Here is a 15,402-nt window from a genome sequence, read left to right on the forward strand (position 1 = left end):
TCATGATCCGCGATCAGGGCCTCACATCGAAGATCTGGCGCTTCGCCATCTGGGCGCTTGCTATCCTGTTTGTGCTCAATCTGCTGGCCGTCATTGCCGCGGTCATTGTCAACTCGTTCGCAACACGTTGGCTCGGCACCTGGCTGCCGGCCGGCTGGACGACAAGATGGTACTTCAGCGCCTGGAAGGAATTCCAGCTCTCCAGTGTCGTTCTCGTCACCTTCGAGATCGTCTTTACAGTCGTCATCATCTCGGGGATCCTTGGTGTCACGACGGCCTATGCGCTCGCACGACGCGATTTCCCCGGAAAGCGTCTGGTTGTGCTGCTTTTCCTACTGCCGTTGCTCATTCCGCCCCTGACCTACGGCATTCCGTTGGCAACAGTGCTCTATCAGCTGGGGCTTGGCGGGACATTCTGGGGCGTCGTGTTGATCAACATCGTGCCATCGCTGCCGTTTGTGGTACTCGTCATGATCCCCTTCATCGAACAGATCGATCCGCGCATCGAAGCAGCGGCACGGGTGTTCGGTGCCGGGACGACCAGCCTCTTCGTACGCATCCTGCTACCGCTGCTTCTGCCGGGCATGCTTGCCGCATTGTTGCTGGTACTCGTGCGAACCATCGCAATGTTCGAACTGACCTTCCTCATAGCGGGACCGACGACGCAAACGCTGGTCGTGTCGCTCTACTACGCTGTTTTCGCATCAGGGGTCCGCGCAGGCCAGTCGATCGATGCGATGGCCGTGGTCTACATGGTCACGACATTGTTCTGGCTTGTGCTGGCCTTGCAGTTCGTGAACCCGACCCAGATCGTTGCGCGCGCAAAGCAGCAAAGCGCTCATTGAGGAAATCAGGGGGCAATTTCGACACGCTGCCCCCTGGTCGACAAATGTGCTATCTGCGCCCTCGATACTTGCAAGGAGAGTCTTCTTGGGCGCGGCAGTGACTGACGCGGATCGCCGAATTGGCGATCTGATCCAGAAAATTACGCTTGAGACGCCGCTGCGGGCCGCGGGATTTATCGTTACCATCTATGGGGACGTGGTCGAGCCGCGGGGCGGCGTTGCGTGGGTGGGCAATCTCATCGAGACATGCGCGATCGTCGGGATCAGTGAAACGCTGGTGCGAACTGCGGTCTCCCGATTGGTCGCCGCTGGTCAGCTTGTCGGTGAGCGCGAGGGACGGCGCAGCTATTATGGTCTTTCGCAAGCCGCGCGCACCGAGTTCGCGGTAGCCGCTACCACCCTTTTTGGCGGCACGGATGATCACGGCTGGCAGTTTGCGCACGCCTTGGGAGATGCGCCTGAAGAGGCCATGGCGGCTCTGGAACGGATGGGCTACAGCCGCGTCAATGCTCGGCTTGCAGTCGGGCCCATCAGACACCTCGACAGTAGCCATCCTCTTCTTCTTTTCAAAGTCGGAACAATCTCGAGCGAACCGGGATTGCGAGCGTTCGTTGCCGAGAATTGGGACCTCGAAAGGTATAAAGCTGCCTACCGGGCGTTCATGGAGCAGTTCTCACCCCTGGCAGATGGCGCTGTCGAAGGTGATCTGACCCCCGCCATGGCACTGACTGCGCGGCTTCTGCTCATCCATCGCTTCCGGAGTGTGTTGCTGCACGATCCGCGTCTGCCCGACGACGCGTTGCCGACCGACTGGCCGGGTCGCGAGGCACGTGTTCTGTTTGCGCGCCTTTATATGGCGCTGTCTTCCGCGGCCGATCGCTATATCGCGGAGAACTTTGTCAGTCCGGCGGGCGGTCTGGCTGCTAGAAGTTCGGCGACCGACCAGCGCCTGGCCTCGCTTAAACGAAGCGCATAGCGTCTCTGCCCTCACGGGTCAGGCAATGTTGGCTGCTACTTCCGTCCGGCTCACATGCGGGACCGGTGCAACCTCTAGGACCGTGACGTTCGCCTCCGCTGCCGCGCTTAGCAGTGCGCTTCGTACACGCTCGGGAGTCGTATCGCCATAAATGGCATCCAGGCAGGCAATGATGGCGTCGGCGAAGTCTTCTCCATCGTCAGCAGGCCAATGCTGCAAGAGGGTTATCGCCGCAGAACGAACGGAGTTAACAACCCTGTATTCGCCAATGCACGGCATGGCCAGCCCGAGGGGACGGAACATCAATGTGTGCTGTTTCATGACACTGCGCCTCCGATACAGCTTTAACGAAAGCTACGTCGCAAGCTTCGTGCCAGGACGCGAGTTCCGATCACATTAACTGCCCCGAAAATGGTAGTTGCGTATCCGCGCCGTCAGGTGCGATTGTCTCGCCTCGAACTGAGGAGGCATCGGATATGGACACGCGGTGGCGTCATGTCGTTTTGATCGCGTGCAAGAGAACCGGCTCGATGCAGGCGATCGAGACTACCCAGCAGGCCTTGCACTGCCTGTTGACCCATTGGCCGATTGCCGAAGGCGCGGCCTATATGCGGGCTTTGCAGATTTGCGAAGGCGTTGAGGCCAAGCGCGCACTGGCCGATGAAGCCGAGGCTGCGTTTCGCGATGCCTGCGACGAGGCGCATATCACATATGATGTCGTCATGCCGTCCGCAGTTCTAGGAGCCTAGCCAAGGGTGCCCTGAGCCTGCATCACGCTGCGTTCGGCAGAAGAATTTCAGCCCTGAGCCCGCCTGATGGCCGATTGAAGACGACGAGGCTGCCGCCGTGGGCCACGATGATGTTACGGGCGATCGACAAACCGAGCCCGATTCCGCCTGTTTCGGTGCTTCTGGAGGCCTCGAGCCTCACGAACGGCTTGAACGCATCCTCGATCTGATCCTCCGGAATGCCGGGACCGTCGTCTTCGACCGAGAGAAGAATACCGTCGCCGGATCGATCGAGCCGCAGCCGGGCGCTCGATCCGTAGCGGGTGGCATTCTCGACCAGATTTCGGACGGCACGCTTCAACGCTACAGGCCGGCAGGGATAACCGGTCGGTGGCAGCGGCGCGGCCGAGACGTTGCTTCCCGCCATGCGAAATTCGCTGACGATATCGCCGACAAGTTCATCGAGGGCGACAAGCTTGGTTTCCTCGCCAACCGCTTCGGCTCGCGTGAAAGCCAGCGTCGCTTCGCAGATCAGCGTCAGCTCCTCAATTGTCTTGACGAGATCCTCCCGCACCACATCGTCCTCGATGAATTCCGCCTTGAGGCGCAAGGTGGTGAGGGGCGTACGAAGATCATGACTGATGCTGGCAAGAAGGCGAAGCCGATCGCGGAGAAACTGGCTGAGACGCTCCTGCATGGTGTTGAAGGCCTGCCTCGTGGCCGCAACCTCGGCAGGTCCACTGACCGCGAGCGGCGGAATGATTTCTCCTCGTCCGAGACGCTCCGATGCAATCGCCAGCTCACGGAGAGAACTGGTCTGTGAACGGATCACAACGACGACAACTGCGGCGACGGCAAGCGAGGAAAACAGGAACGACAGTATTGCCGCCCGATTCCAGAGACCGGGAACGTCGATCGCGGTGCGGACCGTTAGCCACCTGCCATCCTTTAGCGGGACATGCATGGCGAGTGCCACGACGCGGAATGGTTTGCCTGAAGACGTGTCGGGTTCGGCGAGATTGCTCGCCGAAACATCCCGGTCGCAGGGGTGCGCCGAATGCGCCAGCGGTTCGATGGTTATCTGAAGCTGGCTCGCCTCGACCTGATGCAGACGCTCCGCCAGCAGATGGGCGAGCCGGGTTTCCGATGCATCCATCTTGTGGTTTGCCGGAGGCGCTGCGCTGACATAGGCGCATGATTGCCTCGAACCGAACGCGTCGGCCAGGCGCTGGCTTTCCGCTGGCGGATATGTGTCGACGAGCCGCGCCAGCGATACCGTCAGGTTCAGCGCTTGCCCGTGAACGACGCCGTCGACGACGACGTCCTGCTGGCCGCGCAACGTGATGAAGAGGGCGACCTGGGCAACCGCGAGGGCGACCATCAGCGGCACGATCAGACGTGTGGCGAGGCTACGCGGCCAAATTCGGCGATTGCCCGTCACGCAAGTTTCTCCACGGCAGTTGCAAAGGTGTATCCGTCTCCCCACACCGTCTTTATCAGGCTGGGCTGCTGCGGATCGGGCTCGATGCGTCGGCGCAGGCGGCTGACCAGGTTGTCGATGCTTCTGTCGAAAACCTGTGCCGACCGGCCTGCGGTAATATCCAGCAACTGATCGCGCGTCAGCACGACACCGGGGCGGCTAACAAAAGCCAGGAGCAGCCGAAACTCGGCGCTGCCGAGCGCTATGTCCTGACCGGTCTCGTCGATCAGCACGCGACGCGAGGCATCAAGGGTCCAGTTCTGGAAGCGATAGCGATGAGCATCGACCTCGCTCGGCGCCTGCGCGGCGGTAAACGCACTGCGGCGCAGGAGCGCGCGGATACGCGCCAGCAGTTCTCGTGGATTGAATGGCTTGGTAACATAATCGTCGGCGCCGATCTCCAGGCCGATGATCCGGTCTGTTTCGTCCGATATCGCGGTCAGCAGGACGATAGGGATCGAACTGTTCTGCCGTAGGTATCGGCAGAGCGACAAACCGTCTTCACCGGGCATCATGATGTCGAGCACCACGAGATCAATACTGGATGTCCGCATGTGCTGGCGCATTTCCGCCCCGCCATTCGCGGCCGTCACGCGCAATCCGTTCTTTGCAAGGTATCTGGCGAGGAGGTCTCGAATTTCCTGATGGTCGTCCACGACCAGGATATGGGGTGTTCGCTCCATGTGACCTCCGCTCGCCTGCGCCGTCTCGCAGCCAGATCACTCTTCTGTGACGTTGTGTTGCTGGGGCACGCAAGGTCTAAATTGTAACCAATTGTAGCAGTGACTGGATGTAGGGAAATCTCGTTACCGTTTTCATCCGCCGTGACAAACTCTCATGACAAAGCCCGGCCAATGTCCGGCCAACTCAAAGAGATGAATTGTCGATATTGTTGGAGTTTCAAATGTCCCTGGTGACCATTCGGCCACTGCCCACCCTGGTGAAGCTGCTCGCCGTGTGCTGCTTGCTATCAGCGTGCAACGAAAAGAGCGGCGGCGCTCAACAGAGCAACGCCGCGGGCGTGAAACCTGAAGTCAGCGCCGTGACCCTTCATGTCCAGTCGGTCGCGCTGACGGCGGAGGTACCCGGCAGAACCGCGGCCTCGTTGATTGCCGAGGTCCGCCCCCAGGTTGGCGGCATCATCCGTGCGCGAAACTTCAAGGAAGGCAGCGAGGTCAAGGCCGGCGATATTCTCTACGAAATCGACCCCAGCGCCTACCAGGCGTCCTATGACAGCGCCACGGCTGCCTTGCAGAAGGCACAAGGCGCCGTCCCGAGCGCGCAGGCAAAGGTCGATCGTTACAAGGGCCTGACATCGCAGGCCGTCGTCAGCAAGCAGGATCTGGACGACGCCCAATCGACATTGACGCAGGCGCAGGCCGATGTCGCGGCCGCAAAAGCAGCTCTGGAAACGGCACGGATCAATCTCGACTACACGAAGATCAGGGCTCCGATTTCCGGTCGCATCGACGCTTCAGCGGTAACCGTGGGTGCGCTTGTTACCGCCGAGCAGACGACCGCGCTGGCGACCATCAACCAGCTCGATCCGATCAACGTCGATGTCACCCAATCCAATACGAACCTTCTCGCCCTGCGGCGCGCTGTCGCCGAAGGCAGGCTGAAGGTCGTCGGATCGAATGTGTCGGTGAAACTTCGACTGGAGGATGGCACCGCCTATCCGTTGCCGGGAGCGTTCGAGTTTTCCGTAGCCTCCGTTTCCGAGACGCTCGGCACCGTCACCGCTCGTGCAAGCTTTCCCAATCCGGACCGCCTGCTTCTCCCCGGGATGTATGTTCGCGCCACGATCGAGGAGGGTATCGCGCCCAATAGTTTCCTCGTTCCCCAACGCGCGGTCACCCGCAACACCAAGGGCGAGCCCATCGCCATGTTTGTCGACGCTGACGGCAAGGTTCATCAGCGCGTGCTTGTGACCCAGCGCAGCATTGGTAACAGCTGGCTCGTCGGCGAGGGCATCAAGGATGGCGAGCGTGTGGTTGTCGAGGGAATACAGCGCATCCGCGACGGACAGGACGTCAAGGTCGACGACGTCGTGATCGACGACGGCACCGGCGAACTGAAACAGTCGGCCTCCGCCGCCGCATCGAAACAGGCCGCCAACGCGGCCGTAGTCGAGTGAGGTGACCGGTGTCTCGTTTCTTCATTGACCGGCCCATCTTTGCATGGGTGATCGCAATCTGCGTCATGCTTGGCGGATTGCTGTCCATAACCACACTGTCGATCTCGCAGTACCCGCAGATCGCGCCAACCACCGTCAGAATCTCCGCCAACTATCCCGGAGCTGATGCCGAGACCGTCGAAAACTCGGTGACCAAGGTCATCGAGCAGGGCATGACGGGTATCGATAACCTCGACTATATGACCTCGACATCCCAGTCGACGGGCGCTGCATCGATCTCGCTCACGTTCACCAACAAGGCTGATGCGGACGTCGCTCAGATGCAGGTGCAGAACAAGCTGCAGCTTGTCGAGGCGCAGCTGCCGCAGAGCGTTCAGAACACCGGCCTGACGGTTACGAAATCGACTTCGAACTTCCTGATGGTTATCGGCTTCGTGTCGACGGACGGAAAACTGAACTCGACCGACCTTGCCGACTACGTCAACAGCACTCTTAATGATACGCTCAAGCGTGTTCCGGGCGTCGGCGATACACAGCTCTTCGGATCGGGCTACGCCATGCGTATCTGGGTCGATCCCGACAAGCTCGCCAAGTATTCGCTGATGGTCAGCAATGTGACGGCGGCCATTGAGGCACAGAATACGCAGGTCGCCGCCGGTCAGCTTGGTGCGCTACCGCAACGCAAGGGCCAGCAGCTGAACGCCACCGTCACGGCCAAGAGCCGGCTGCAGACGCCCGAGCAGTTCGAAAACATCATCCTGAAGAGCAACGCCGACGGCTCGCTCGTGCGGCTGAACGACGTCGCGACCGTCGAGCTTGGCGCGGAAAGCTACTCGAGCTCGAGCACTTACAATGGAAAACCCTCGGCTGGCCTTGCCATCATGCTGGCTTCGGGTGCCAACGCGATCGATACGGCGGAATCCGTCCGTTCGACGATCGAGACTTTGAAGCAGACGCTGCCCGCCAACGTCGAGGTCGTCTATCCCTACGACACCACGCCCTTCGTCAAGCTGTCGATCGAAGAGGTCGTCAGAACGCTGCTGGAGGCGATTGCGCTCGTCTTCATCGTCATGTTCGTCTTTCTGCAGAACTTCCGGGCGACGCTCATTCCGACGCTTGCCGTTCCTGTGGTTCTGCTCGGAACCTTCGGTATCCTTTCCTTCTTCGGATACTCCATCAACACGCTGACCATGTTCGGTATGGTGCTGGCGATCGGTCTTCTCGTCGACGACGCGATTGTTGTTGTCGAAAACGTCGAACGCGTGATGGAAGAAGAGGATCTCTCGCCCAAGCAGGCGACGATAAAGTCGATGGGCGAGATCACCGGCGCGCTGATCGGTATTGCGACCGTGTTGTCCGCCGTGTTCGTGCCGATGGCCTTCTTTTCGGGATCTGTCGGCGTCATCTACCGCCAGTTCTCCGTGACGATCGTATCGGCGATGCTGCTATCGGTTCTGGTCGCGTTGATCCTGACGCCGGCCCTCTGCGCCACCATCCTCAAGCGCCCCAATCATGGAGCGAAAAAGAAGGGTGTCTTCGGCATCTTCAACCGGGCTTTTGAGCGTGGCACCAGCGGATATCAGCGCGGCGTCGGCGGCATATTGCGGCGACGTGCCCTGTTCCTCGTTGTCTTCGTGCTGATCGCTGTTGGTGTTGGCTTCATGTTCAACCGCCTCGCAAGTTCGTTCCTCCCGGACGAGGACCAGGGTATCCTGATCACCAGCGTGCAGTTGCCCGTTGGAGCAACGGCCGATCGTACGGCCAAGGTGCTGCAGCAGGTCACCGATCACTATCTCAATGACGAGAAGGATTACGTCACCGGCGTGATGGGCGTTGTCGGGTTCGGTTTCGGCGGTCAGGGGCAGAACGTCGGCATCGCCTTCGTGAAGCTCAAGGACTTCGAGGAGCGCAAGACGCCTCAGTCGAAGGCGCAGGCGATTGCCGGTCGAGCCATGAAGGCATTTCAGGGGATCAAGGACGCGAACGTTTTTGCCCTGTCGCCCCCCGCCATCCCAGGCTTCGGCAACAACAGCGGCTTTGACTTCTATCTGAAGGATACGAACGGTGCCGGTCACCAGAAGCTGATCGAGGCGCGCAACCAACTGCTGGCTGCTGCTGGAAAGAGCAGCAAGCTCGTCGGCACGCGTCCGAATGGCCAGGAGGATACGCCGCAGTATTCCGTGGATATAGATGAAGAGCGCGCCAGTGCACTCAACCTCGACCTGTCGGACATCGACACCACCTTGTCGACGGCATGGGGCGGAAACTACGTCAATGATTTCATCGATCGCGGACGTGTGAAGAAGGTCTATGTTCAGGCCGACAAGGATTTCCGCATGCAGCCGGAAGACTTCGATCGCTGGTATGTGAAGAACTCCGACGGCAACATGGTTCCGTTCTCGTCTTTCGCGAGCGGCCACTGGAAGTTCGGATCTCCTCGCCTGGAGCGCTACAACGGCTCGTCTGCTGTCGAAATCCAGGGTTCCGCGGCAACCGGAGTCTCTTCTGGGGATGCAATGAACGAGATCGATGCGCTCGTGAGCCAGCTTCCGCAAGGGTTCACGCACGAGTGGACGGGCCTGTCGGCGCAGGAACGCCTCTCAGGCAGCCAGGCGACGCAACTCTACGCGATCTCGATTCTTGTGGTCTTTCTGGCGCTGGCCGCCCTCTACGAGAGCTGGTCGATCCCGTTCGCGGTCATGCTTTCGGTTCCGATCGGGGTCTTCGGGGCTCTGCTTGCGGCGCTACTCTTCGGCCAGACCAATGACGTCTATTTCAAGGTTGGTCTGCTCACGACGATCGGCCTGGCGGCGAAGAATGCGATCCTGATCGTCGAATTCGCCATCGAGCAGCAGAAGCAGGGCAAGGATCTCGTGGCGGCGACGCTCGAGGCGTCGCGGCAGCGTCTGCGTCCAATCCTGATGACGTCCCTTGCCTTCATTCTCGGTGTCCTGCCGCTGGCGATTGCGAATGGTGCCGGCTCCGGAAGCCAGAACTCGATCGGCATCGGCGTCATGGGCGGCATGATCGCGGCAACGGTACTTGGGATCTTCCTCATTCCGCTGCTCTTCGTCGCGGTTCGCGGCATCTTCAAGGGCAAATCGCCCCAAGAGGAGCACCACGCGGGTGACGCGTCTGCGCAGGATAATGGGCACGCTGATCGGGCATAAGGGAAAAGGCAGTCACGCGGGAAGCGGAGAGGTGAGCTCTCGAACAAATCGGGGTGGTTTCCCGCGTGACCATCACCACATTATCGCGACGCTTTGGAAAATTGAAGTACCGAATAGTACGTAATATGGATGAGGCAGCGCGACAAACGCGGGGGCTTTCGGGCTGCCGTCGTCGGACTGGTCATCGCGGCGTTTCTGGTTTAGGCAAAAGCCTACCCCGCAATGAGCTCGCAACTCCAATGGACGCCGACGAAACAGAACCAGCGCCAACGGCGCGCATGCTTCAATGGGCTCGAAACTCGACGATCTATCGTGTGCAACGAAAGATGATGTCGGAACATGAGCTGAGGCAGGCTATCCTTCGCAAGGCGCGAGAGAAGTTCGAAGATATTTCGGCCGCGCAATTGCAGCGTCTCGGAGAGGAGGCTGTCGCATGCGGCTATCGCCTCAACGCGCTTGATGACGTCAATTATGCCGAATTGAAGGTCCGCTCCGCTGTTCGAAGCGGCAAATCCAAGAAGGCGATCTCGCAGAAGCTGGCCATCAAGGGCGTGGATCGCGAAATCGTCGGGAACGCGCTTGAGGAAGCCGACGATTTTCTGGCCGCATTGAATTTCGCTCGTAAGCGTGGCTTCGGTCCTTATCGCCGGCTTGATGCCGATGACGCTCGGCGGAACAAGGAACTTTCCGCGTTTGCCAGAGGAGGGTTCAGCCTCTCCATCGGCCGCAGAATATTCGAAATGACCCGCGACGAGGCGGAAGAGCTTCTTCTGCAAAGCCAGTCGCTCTGACTTCCAGTATAATCACCCCACGGACAAAGCCGCGCTGAACCTAGGCCGGAGTTTCCGCGCGACCGGGCGATCGCGTTGCCTGGAGCACTGTATCTGCCCGTACGATCTAATGTCACAAATTTTGAAGAAAATTGGATTGTCTTGTGATGTAATGAGTGCTAAATAAGTGACCGATCGGTCGGTTAATCCATTTTGGGTTTGATTGGCGTTGCGGGAGCAGGAGGAATTCGCGCATGTCGGAAGCATTCATCTGTGATGCCGTTCGTACACCCATCGGCCGCTACGGCGGCGCGCTGGCGACGGTCCGCGCAGACGATCTCGCCGCCCTTCCGCTGGCAACTCTGATGGAGCGCAATCCTCAGGTCGACTGGAGCAAGGTCGACGATCTGATCTATGGCTGCGCCAATCAGGCGGGCGAGGACAACCGCAATGTCGGCCGCATGGCCGTGCTCCTGTCCGGCATGCCGATCGCGGTCCCTGCGACCACGGTCAACCGCCTATGCGGCTCCGGCATGGACGCCGTCGGCATGGCCGCAAGAGCGATCCGCGCCGGCGACTGCGATTTGGTGATCGCCGGCGGCGTTGAAAGCATGAGCCGCGCACCATTCGTCATGCCGAAAGCAGACAGTGCCTTTTCCCGTGCCAACGCCATCTATGACACCACGATCGGTTGGCGCTTTATCAATCCCAAGATGAAGGCCGAATTCGGCGTCGATTCAATGCCGCAGACGGCCGACAACGTCGCCGCTGATTTTGGCGTCAGCCGCGCCGACCAGGATGCCTTCGCAGCCCGCAGCCAAGCTCGCTGGGCAGCCGCGCAGGAAGCCGGCCTCTTCGCGGACGAACTCGTCGCCGTGAGGGTTGCGCAGAAAAAAGGCGATCCTGTTGTCGTCGATCGCGACGAGCACCCACGCCCGGGTACGACAGTCGAGCAGCTTTCAAGATTGAAGGGCGTCAACGGCCCCGATCTCAGTGTCACGGCCGGTAATGCATCTGGCGTCAACGATGGAGCCGCCGCTCTCGTCGTTGCAAGCGAATCCGCCGCAAGAGCGCAGGGCCTGGCGCCGAAGGCGCGCATCGTCGCGATGGCGGCAGCTGGCGTCGAACCTCGCATCATGGGTATCGGCCCGGCACCCGCCGCGCGACGCGTGCTGGAGCGCGCCGGTCTTTCAATCGGGCAGATGGATGTGATCGAACTCAACGAGGCATTTGCAGCTCAGGCGCTCGCCGTGCTGCGCGATCTGGACCTCCCCGATGATGCGCCCCATGTCAATCCGAATGGCGGCGCCATCGCGATGGGCCACCCGCTCGGCATGAGTGGCGCCCGCCTGATCACGACGGCAACCTACCAATTGCATCGCCAGGGCGGCCGTTACGCGCTTTGCACAATGTGCATCGGCGTCGGCCAGGGCATTGCAATCATTCTTGAGCGCGTCTGACGCGCGACGGCAAAGGAGACGAAACCATGTATGCACAGATGGTCAAGACCGACAGCGCCCGCGTCAAGACGCTCGACGAGATGGATCCGGTGGAACGTGCCTTCCAGGAGCGCGTCGATGCCGGGCAGAAGATCGAGCCGAAGGAATGGATGCCGGAAGGCTACCGCAAAACCTTGATGCGCCAGATCAGCCAGCACGCGCATTCCGAAATCGTCGGCCAGCTGCCTGAGGGCAATTGGATCACCCGCGCGCCGACGCTCGAGCGCAAGGCCATCCTGCTTGCCAAGGTCCAGGACGAAGCTGGGCATGGCCTCTATCTCTACTGCGCCGCCGAGACACTCGGCATCAGCCGTGACGAAATGTACGAGCAGCTGCACAGCGGCAAGGCGAAGTATTCCTCGATTTTCAACTATCCGACGCTGAGCTGGGCCGACATCGGCGCTGTTGGCTGGCTGGTGGATGGTGCCGCGATCATGAACCAGGTGCCGCTGCAGCGCTGTTCGTACGGGCCCTACGCCCGCGCCATGGTCCGCATCTGCAAGGAAGAGAGCTTCCATCAGCGTCAGGGCTTCGACATCCTGATGAAGATGGTCAAGGGCACGCCGGCTCAGAAGGAAATGGTCCAGGACGCTTTGAACCGCTGGTGGTGGCCGTCGCTGATGATGTTCGGTCCCTCCGACGATGCGTCGGTTCATTCCGCTCAATCCATGTCCTGGAAGATCAAGCAGAACTCGAATGACGAACTGCGCCAGAAGTTCGTGGACCAGACGGTGCCGCAGGCACAATACCTTGGCCTCACGGTTCCCGACCCGGATCTGAAATGGAACGAGGAAAAGGGTGGCTACGATTTCGGCGAACCTGACTGGACGGAGTTCTTCGCGGTCATCGCCGGTAACGGCCCCTGCAATGCCGAACGCCTCGGCGCCAGGCAGAAGGCATGGAACGACGGCGCCTGGTTCCGTGATGGTCTCGTTGCCCACGCCGAAAAGATGAAATCGCGTCGCGCTGCTGCGCGGATCGCAGCCGAGTAAGCCGGGCGCCTCGGCGCTCGCTCCAAGCAGTCGCACTCTTAACAATATGCGATTTCCGGGCCAGGGCCCGTGAGAAGCGCAAGACGGGAGAAATATCCATGTCCAGCGAATGGCCTCTTTGGGAAGTCTTCATCCGCGGTCAGCACGGCCTCAATCACCGGCATGTCGGCAGCCTGCACGCGCCTGATGCCGAAATGGCCGTGAACAACGCCCGCGACGTCTACACTCGCCGGAACGAAGGCGTCAGCATCTGGGTAGTGCGCTCAAGCGACATCACCGCTAGCGCGCCTTCGGACAAGGGGCCCCTCTTCGATCCTTCGAATTCGAAAGTCTATCGCCATCCGACGTTCTTCGACGTTCCAGATGAAGTGGGGCATATGTGATGAGTGCCTCCTCCAACACCGCTGTCAGCCAGACAGCACTTTTCGAGTTTCTGGCCCGCATGGGCGACAATACGCTCATCCTTGGGCATCGCGTTTCTGAATGGTGCGGGCATTCGCCGGCTCTTGAAGAAGACATTGCGCTTTCCAACACCGCGCTCGATCTGATTGGTCAGACACAGCTTTGGCTCGCCCTCGCCGGCGAAGTCGAAGGACGGGGCCGCAGCGCCGACAATCTTGCCTACCTGCGCGACGCCCGCGAGTTCCGCAACGTTCTGCTGGTCGAGCGTCCAAACGGCGATTTTGGCAAGACGCTGATGCGTCAATTTCTGTTCGATGCCTGGCACTTCCTGACGCTGAAGGCGCTTTGCGGCTCGACCGACAAGCGCATTGCTGAAATTGCCGAGAAGGCGTCGAAGGAAGTTGCCTATCACCTCGACCGCAGCCGCGATCTGATCATCCGCCTTGGCGACGGCACCGCCGAAAGCCATCGGCGCATGCAGGAGGCGCTGGACGATCTCTGGGCCTATACCGGCGAACTCTTCATCGGCGATGCATCCGACACGGAGCTTTCCGTAGCTGGCATTGCACCGGAGCCGGAGAGCCTGAAGGCCGCCTGGGATGAACTGGTTGGCGAGACGCTCTTAGAGGCAACCCTCCAAAAGCCAGCCGATGGTTTCATGCACAAGGGCGGCAAGCGGGGTCTCCATACTGAACATATGGGCTTCATCCTGGCCGAGCTGCAATTCCTGCAGCGCGCCTATCCGGGCGCAACCTGGTAACGGAAGGAGACGGTCATGATGGCCGTAACTTTGCCTTCGACAACAGACGTCTGGCAGTGGCTTGCCGAGGTTCCGGATCCGGAGATTCCGGTCATCTCTCTTGTTGACCTTGGCATCATCCGCGACGTCGCCTTCGATGACGACACGCTGGTTGTGACGGTAACGCCGACCTATTCCGGCTGTCCGGCAACCGCGATCATCAATCTCGATATCGAGCAGGCGTTGCATGAAAAAGGCGTCGAAAAGCTGCGGCTGGAACGTCGGCTGTCGCCAGCCTGGACCACTGACTGGATCAGTTCCGAAGGTCGCGAAAAGCTCAAGGCCTACGGTATTGCGCCGCCTGTCGATGGCACCGCGATAGACGGCCTCCTGCGCCAGCGCGTCGATCGGCTCTCCGGCCGTTCCAACCCGACGATCGCCTGTCCGCGATGCGGATCGACCAACACCGAAAAGATCAGCCAGTTCGGCTCGACGCCCTGCAAGGCGAGCTATCGCTGCACCGACTGTCTGGAACCATTCGACTATTTCAAGTGCATCTGACGCTTTGCCCAGTGAGGTCCGCAATATGGCACGTTTCCATTCCCTTCAGGTTACCGACGTCAAGCGCGAGACGCGCGATGCGGTGGTTGTCACGCTCGCTCCGCTGGCCGAGGACCGCAATGCGTTCGATTTTACGCAGGGTCAGTATCTGACGTTCCGCCGCAAGTTCGATGGCGAAGAACTGCGCCGCTCATACTCGATCTGTGCCGGGCGTGACGAAGGTGTGTTGCGGGTCGGAATCAAGCGGGTCGACGGCGGCTGCTTCTCGACCTGGGCCAACGAAGAGCTGCGGATTGGCGATACGCTGGAGGCAATGCCGCCCATGGGCGCGTTCTTCACGGCGATTGAGCCCGAGATCTCCAAGAGCTACCTCGGTTTTGCCGCCGGCAGCGGCATTACGCCGGTGCTGTCAATTATCAAGACCACGCTTTCGCGTGAGCCCCATTCTCGCTTCACGCTCGTCTACGCAAACCGGCAGATCAGCTCGATCATGTTCCGCGAAGAGCTGGACGATCTGAAGAACACCTATCTCGGCCGCCTGTCCATTCTGCATGTACTGGAAAGCGAAGCCCAGGATATCGATCTTTTCACAGGCCGGATCGACGCCGGCAAGTGCGCGGCACTGTTCAAGCACTGGATCGACCTGAAATCCGTCGACACCGCCTTCATCTGCGGTCCGGAACCGATGATGCTGACAATCGCGGCCGCTCTTCGCGACCACGGGATGCGCGAGGAGCAGATCAAGTTCGAGCTCTTCGCCTCGTCGCAGCCGGGCCGGGCCCGCCGGAAGACGGAAAGCTCGGCCTCCGCGGATCGCGGCGCGGCCTGCGAGGCGACGGTTACTCTCGATGGCGCAACCCGCGTCTTCAAGATGCCGAAGCAGGGCCAGACGCTGCTGGAAGCGGCTATCGAGAACAACATGGACGCACCCTACGCCTGCAAGGCGGGTGTCTGTTCCACGTGCCGGGCCAAGGTGATCGAAGGTGAGACCGAGATGGAGGTCAACCATGCGCTCGAGGACTACGAAGTGCGTCAGGGCTACGTGCTGACCTGTCAGTGTTATCCGCTGAGCGACCGCGTCGTGGTGAGCTACGACCAGTAAG

Annotated in this window: 15 protein-coding genes; 12 read left to right on the forward strand and 3 right to left on the reverse strand. The window is 60.4% G+C overall.

Annotated elements, in window-relative coordinates; translation table 11 throughout:
* The first annotated feature begins 2 nt into the window (after positions 1 to 2).
* The gene (locus FZ934_RS27040; RefSeq protein ID WP_113362328.1) at positions 3 to 845 is read left to right on the forward strand and encodes an ABC transporter permease; all 843 of its coding nucleotides are present in this window, start codon (positions 3 to 5) and stop codon (positions 843 to 845) included.
* An 85-nt stretch (positions 846 to 930) separates the two neighbouring features.
* Positions 931 to 1,821, forward strand: a complete 891-nt coding sequence (locus tag FZ934_RS27045) for a PaaX family transcriptional regulator C-terminal domain-containing protein (RefSeq protein ID WP_153273844.1) — start codon at positions 931 to 933, stop codon at positions 1,819 to 1,821.
* An 18-nt stretch (positions 1,822 to 1,839) separates the two neighbouring features.
* Here FZ934_RS27045 and FZ934_RS27050 read toward each other — a convergent pair whose 3' ends face one another.
* On the reverse strand, positions 1,840 to 2,142 hold the full coding sequence (locus FZ934_RS27050; RefSeq protein ID WP_153273845.1) for a DUF982 domain-containing protein: 303 nt from the start codon (positions 2,140 to 2,142) through the stop codon (positions 1,840 to 1,842).
* Between the two features lie 155 nt (positions 2,143 to 2,297).
* Between FZ934_RS27050 and FZ934_RS27055 the strand changes: the two genes are divergently transcribed.
* Positions 2,298 to 2,570, forward strand: coding sequence for a DUF982 domain-containing protein (locus FZ934_RS27055; protein ID WP_153273846.1), 273 nt, complete (start codon positions 2,298 to 2,300; stop codon positions 2,568 to 2,570).
* Positions 2,571 to 2,592: 22 nt separating this feature from the next.
* On the opposite strand, the gene FZ934_RS27060 is transcribed toward FZ934_RS27055, so the two are convergent.
* Both FZ934_RS27060 and FZ934_RS27065 read right to left on the reverse strand, forming a co-directional pair.
* Positions 2,593 to 3,990, reverse strand: coding sequence for an ATP-binding protein (locus FZ934_RS27060; RefSeq protein WP_246737968.1), 1,398 nt, complete (start codon positions 3,988 to 3,990; stop codon positions 2,593 to 2,595).
* A complete protein-coding gene (locus FZ934_RS27065) occupies positions 3,987 to 4,712 on the reverse strand; it encodes a response regulator (RefSeq protein WP_153273847.1) in 726 nt (241 codons plus the stop codon). Before FZ934_RS27065 ends, FZ934_RS27060 begins: the two co-directional genes overlap by 4 nt.
* Positions 4,713 to 4,933: 221 nt before the next feature.
* Between FZ934_RS27065 and FZ934_RS27070 the strand changes: the two genes are divergently transcribed.
* From FZ934_RS27070 to paaE, 9 genes are all read left to right on the forward strand, one after another.
* Complete coding sequence (locus FZ934_RS27070; protein ID WP_153273848.1) at positions 4,934 to 6,166, forward strand: efflux RND transporter periplasmic adaptor subunit; 1,233 nt, start codon at positions 4,934 to 4,936, stop codon at positions 6,164 to 6,166.
* Between the two features lie 8 nt (positions 6,167 to 6,174).
* Positions 6,175 to 9,336: an efflux RND transporter permease subunit gene (locus FZ934_RS27075; protein ID WP_153273849.1), complete on the forward strand. Its 3,162-nt coding sequence runs from the start codon at positions 6,175 to 6,177 to the stop codon at positions 9,334 to 9,336.
* Between the two features lie 239 nt (positions 9,337 to 9,575).
* Entirely contained in the window at positions 9,576 to 10,127 is a 552-nt protein-coding gene (recX, locus tag FZ934_RS27080) for a recombination regulator RecX (protein ID WP_153273850.1), read from the forward strand.
* 233 nt (positions 10,128 to 10,360) lie between these two features.
* Positions 10,361 to 11,566, forward strand: a complete 1,206-nt coding sequence (gene pcaF / locus FZ934_RS27085; RefSeq protein ID WP_153273851.1) for a 3-oxoadipyl-CoA thiolase — start codon at positions 10,361 to 10,363, stop codon at positions 11,564 to 11,566.
* A 26-nt stretch (positions 11,567 to 11,592) separates the two neighbouring features.
* Positions 11,593 to 12,597: a 1,2-phenylacetyl-CoA epoxidase subunit PaaA gene (gene paaA / locus FZ934_RS27090; protein WP_153273852.1), complete on the forward strand. Its 1,005-nt coding sequence runs from the start codon at positions 11,593 to 11,595 to the stop codon at positions 12,595 to 12,597.
* 98 nt (positions 12,598 to 12,695) lie between these two features.
* Positions 12,696 to 12,980 carry a 1,2-phenylacetyl-CoA epoxidase subunit PaaB gene (paaB, locus tag FZ934_RS27095; protein WP_037136679.1) on the forward strand — a complete coding sequence of 95 codons (285 nt, stop codon included), beginning with the start codon at positions 12,696 to 12,698 and terminating at the stop codon, positions 12,978 to 12,980.
* Entirely contained in the window at positions 12,980 to 13,759 is a 780-nt protein-coding gene (gene paaC, locus FZ934_RS27100) for a 1,2-phenylacetyl-CoA epoxidase subunit PaaC (protein WP_153273853.1), read from the forward strand. The genes paaB and paaC overlap by 1 nt, the downstream gene beginning before the upstream one ends.
* A 15-nt stretch (positions 13,760 to 13,774) precedes the next feature.
* Positions 13,775 to 14,299, forward strand: a complete 525-nt coding sequence (paaD, locus tag FZ934_RS27105; protein WP_153273854.1) for a 1,2-phenylacetyl-CoA epoxidase subunit PaaD — start codon at positions 13,775 to 13,777, stop codon at positions 14,297 to 14,299.
* Positions 14,300 to 14,324: 25 nt separating this feature from the next.
* Positions 14,325 to 15,401, forward strand: a complete 1,077-nt coding sequence (gene paaE / locus FZ934_RS27110) for a 1,2-phenylacetyl-CoA epoxidase subunit PaaE (RefSeq protein WP_153273855.1) — start codon at positions 14,325 to 14,327, stop codon at positions 15,399 to 15,401.
* Position 15,402 lies beyond the last annotated feature (1 nt).

This window comes from Rhizobium grahamii, from assembly GCF_009498215.1.
In the GTDB taxonomy this organism is placed as follows: domain Bacteria; phylum Pseudomonadota; class Alphaproteobacteria; order Rhizobiales; family Rhizobiaceae; genus Rhizobium; species Rhizobium grahamii_A.